The sequence below is a fragment of the Mitsuaria sp. TWR114 genome, assembly GCF_007997345.1.
Genome location: NZ_VOSR01000660.1, coordinates 1 through 4,429, shown reverse-complemented (window position 1 = coordinate 4,429; position 4,429 = coordinate 1). Strand labels below are relative to the sequence as shown.

Below are 4,429 nucleotides of genomic sequence, written 5' to 3'. Positions count from 1 at the left end.
TGACGGCCGCCATCGGTCCGGCGGTGCCGCCGCCGACGACGACCACGTCGTATTCATGTTCGAAGGTCTGCATTCAGCGCTCCTGGCGGTGACGGTCGACGCGCAGCCGGTACTGGAAGGCGTCGGCCCGGAAGTGGAGGTATTCGAAGTCGATCGGGCGGCCCTGCGCGTCGTGGGTGAGCCGCTCGATGCGCAGCACCGGCGCGCCTTCGCTCATGCCGAGCGCCTCGGCCAGCTCGGCGTCGGCGAGCGTCGCGTCGATCTTCATGTCGGCGTGGCCCAGCGGCAGCCCGCATTCGTTCTCGAGGATCAGGAAGATGTCGCGGGTGACCAGGTCGGCCTGGGCAAGCTTGCGACCGATCGCGGCCGGCACGTAGGTGAGCTCCAGCGACACCGGCGCACGGTCGAGCAGCCGCACGCGCCGGATCTCGGCCACCGGCGCGCCGTCCTCCAGGCCGAGGCGCCGGGCGACCTCGCGCTCGGCCGCGATGAAGCGCAGCCCGCGCAGCTGGTTGAGCACCTCATGGCCCTGGGCCGACATGGACTCGGCGAAGCCCATCAGGCTGCTGACGTTCTGGAAGGCCTTGGGCCGGGAGACGAAGCTGCCCTTGCCCTGCAGCGTGTAGATCAGCCCTTCGCGCTGCAGCGCGCCCAGCGCCTGGCGCAGCGTGATGCGGCTGACGCCGAAGGCGGCGCCGAGTTCGCTCTCGGACGGCAGCTGGGACAGCGGCGCGTAGGTGCCGTCCAGGATCCGGGCGCGCAGGGTGTTCTTGACCTGCGCATGCAGGGGCGCGCTGGGCAGCGCGATGAGTTCGGCCGTGTTCGGTTTCATCCAGGTCCAACCTGTCATGACGAGTTGGCGCGAAGCGTAGGCAGGCGGACCGGTGGCGCGAAGCAAGATTCCCGCATATCGATATCGGGTGGCGCGAGCAGGCGCAGGCCGCGGTGCATGGGCGCGTGTCGTCGGGCGCGAGCGTCACGCCCATCGATGGGCAAGCACGAAATCGGCATGTGGCTGGCGGGATTTCGCATTTGCCGGGGCGGGAGGCCGGCCAACATAGTCGCGCCCTGTCCTGTCACCACGCCTTGAATCACCGATGCACCCGTTGAGCGCGAAGGGCCGCGGCCCGGCCCCTGCGCATGCGCCGCACCAGGAAGAGATCCACCGCCCGTCCCGCGCCGTCGCATGGCTGCTGGGACTCGCGAGCCTGGCCGCCCACGGCCAGGAAGCGCCCGGCACGGTGCTGGCGTCGGACGACTTCCGCCACGGCACCGGCGCCTGGCGCATCGAGCGGCAGGCGCCCGACAGCCTCGTGCGCGCCGAGGACGGCGTGCTGGATCTGCAGGCGAGCGCGGGACTGACGCTCTGGTATCGGCAGCCCTTCAGCGGCGATTACGAAATCCAGCTCACCGCGACGCCGCTCAAGGCGTCGTTCCCGGGCCTGCCGGACCGGGTGTCCGACCTCAACCTGTTCTGGAACGCCACCACCGCCGAGGGCGGCGATCCCGGCGCGCGGCAGGCCGACGGCGCGCTCGCCAGCTACGACGCGCTGCGCCTCTACTACCTCGGCTTCGGCGCCAACGGCAACCGCAGCACCCGGCTGCGCCGCTATGACGGCACCGCCGCCAGACCGCAGGTCGCCGGGTATGCGGACCCGTCGCTGGCCACCGCCGACGACCGCCTCGGCGCGCCGCCCGCGTTCGCGCGCTTGAAGGACGGCGAGGCGGTGCGTCTGCGCATCCAGTCGCGCGCGTCGCCGGGCCAGGCGGCCGAGCTCCGTGTTCTCGCCGATGAGCAACTGGTGTTCGCGTGGACGGATCCCGCGCCGTACCGCCACGGCTGGCTCGCGCTGCGCACGACGGCCAGCCATCTGCGGATCAAGGACTTCCGCGTCCTGCGGCTCTGAACAGTCCTCCCGCCCGCGCCGTCGCGACGCCGCTTCCACGAATCCTTCGCGCCGTCGTGACAACGTTGTCGCCCCTCGTCTCATTCATCTCTTTCGTCTCTTTCCACAACAAGAACCCAGGTCCCTCATGTCGATTCCCGTCCCGTCCCTTTCGCGTCCTCCGCTCGTCGCGGCCCTGTGCGCCGCCGGCCTCCTGCTGGGCGCCCATGCGGCACAGGCCGCCGCGTCCAGCGACAACGTCAACACCAACGCCACTGCCGGTGCGAATGCCAGCGCCAAGCTGAACACCACCGTCAACGACAGCAACACCGCCAGAGCCACGTCCAACGTCACCGAACTCGACGCGGTGCAGGTCACCGGCCGCGCGAAGAAGGAGCAGCATCCGCAGCGCCCGGCGTCGGCCGTCTCGCGCGTGCGCGGCGAATCACTGGCCGAGCTGCATGTCGAGGACATCCAGGACCTGCAGTACGTGGTGCCGGGCCTCTACATCCAGAGCACCGATTCGAACGACACGCAGCTCACCATCCGCGGCGTGGGCGACGGCGGCGGGCAGACCAGCGGCGACCAGAACATCGGCATGCCTAGCAGCGTCGCCACCTATGTCGACAACGTCTACTTCCCGCGGCCGGGCATCATCCGCTCGCTGACCGACATCGACTACGTCGACGTGTTCAAGGGCCCGAGCGGCAGCGTGTTCGGCCAGAACGCGACCGGCGGCGCGATCGACATCCACACCAAGGGCCCGTCCTTCCAGCGCGAAGGCGCGGTCAGCGTCTCGTATGCGGAGCGGAACACGTCCAAGCTGACGGCGGCCTTGTCGGGGCCGCTCAGCGATACCGCCGCCTACCGCGTCACGGCGCTGTACGCGCACAGCGACGGCGCGGTGAAGAACCTCGCCGACGGCGGCCACCTCAACGGCTACGAGCGCAAGGGCCTGCGCGCGCAGGTGCTGCTGCGGCCCAGCGCCAGCTTCGAGCTGAAGCTGACCGCGGACTACGGCGCCGAATCGGCCACGCCAGCCCGCGTTTACAAGTCGGTGGCGGACAGCTTCCCGGCCACGGCGCGCAAGATCGGCGCGAGCTACGTGGCCGGCGGCCGCGAGACCATCGTCGACGACGTCACGACCACCGCCGCCGAGCAGGGCGGCGTGTCCGCCGAGGCCAACTGGAAGCTGGACGGCGGCTACAAGTTCCGCTCGGTCACGGCCTGGCGCCATTACCGCTATGTCCCGCAGTTCGCCGACGAGCTCAGCGTGCGCATCTACGCCAACAGCGGCACGGCGGTGGACGACTCGACCTTCACCCAGGACCTGCGACTGGAGTCGCCGCGCGGCGAGTTCTTCGACTACGTCGCGGGCCTGAGCTACTTCCGCGACAACCAGGACACCGAGGCCCACACCCGCTACGCCAGCACGGACATCGTCAACACCTACGCGGGCAACGGCTTCAAGGGCCTGGACATCGTCCGCAACGGGCACCTGGAAGACGAGATGAGCTCGGCCTACGGCCGCGGCACCTTCCACCTGAGCGACCGGCTGGACCTGCAGCTCGGCGCGCGCGCCACCTACAACGATCGCGACGCGAGCTTCGTCCGGCTCAACCGCGCCGCCTTCGATTCGGGCGACCTGCGCGTCCACAAGGTGCTGCCGTCCGCATCGGCCAGCCTGAAGCTCCAGATCAACGACGACTGGAGCAGCTACCTGTCCTACGGCTACGGCCGCAAGGCCGGCGGGATCAATGTGTCCGCGGGCGCGGCCAAGAAGGCCGGGCTCGACACGCTGCTGCTCAAGCCCGAGACCACGCGCAACGTGGAGATCGGCGTGATCGGCGCGCTGGTGCCGGACCGGCTGACGCTGCAGGCCGACGTGTTCCGCACGCAGGTGAGCGATTTCCAGACGCAGGCCTACGACGACGCCAACGCCACCAGCTACCTGATGAACGCCGGCGACTACCGCAGCCAGGGCGTGGAAGTGGCGCTGCGGGCGCAGCCGCTGGAGCGGCTGGACCTGGTGCTGAGCGGAATCGTCAACGATGCGCGCTACACGGATTACCGCCGCGCGCTGTGCCCGCCCGAGATCACCGCCACCTTCTGCGACCTCACCGGCCAACGCGTGTTCAACGCGCCCAAGCAGGTGCTCGCGCTGTCGGCCCGCTACAACTGGTCGCAGGGCGACTTCAAGCCCTACGCCTCCGCGCGCTACACCTACCGCGGCTGGACCTACGGCTCGGTCGACAACGCCGCGTCCGCGCGCGTGCCGGGCTATGGCCTGGCCGCCTTCACGCTCGGCGTGAAACGCCCCGGCGCCAACGGCGACTGGGACGCGCGCTCTGGATCACGAACGCCTTCAACAAGCTGTACTACACCCGGCTCAATGGCGGCAGCACGGTGATCGGTTACGTCGGCGATCCGCGCACCGTCGGCGTCACTCTCGGCTACGCCTTCCGCTGAGCCATGCCGATCAGCCGACGCCACCTGCTGCGGGGTCCTGCCCTGCTGGCGCTGTCCAGCGCCGCCGCGGCCGC

3 protein-coding genes are annotated in these 4,429 nt (G+C 69.9%); 2 read left to right on the top strand and 1 reads right to left on the bottom strand.

Annotated elements, in window-relative coordinates; translation table 11 throughout:
* Positions 1-73 precede the first annotated feature (73 nt).
* A complete protein-coding gene (locus FUT87_RS21795; protein ID WP_147242119.1) occupies positions 74-832 on the bottom strand; it encodes a GntR family transcriptional regulator in 759 nt (252 codons plus the stop codon).
* 274 nt (positions 833-1,106) lie between these two features.
* Between FUT87_RS21795 and FUT87_RS21790 the strand changes: the two genes are divergently transcribed.
* Entirely contained in the window at positions 1,107-1,907 is an 801-nt protein-coding gene (locus FUT87_RS21790; protein WP_147242370.1) for a DUF6250 domain-containing protein, read from the top strand.
* A gap of 127 nt (positions 1,908-2,034) precedes the next feature.
* Positions 2,035-4,296 carry a TonB-dependent receptor gene (locus FUT87_RS21785; RefSeq protein ID WP_186830693.1) on the top strand — a complete coding sequence of 754 codons (2,262 nt, stop codon included), beginning with the start codon at positions 2,035-2,037 and terminating at the stop codon, positions 4,294-4,296.
* Positions 4,297-4,429: the final 133 nt, after the last annotated feature.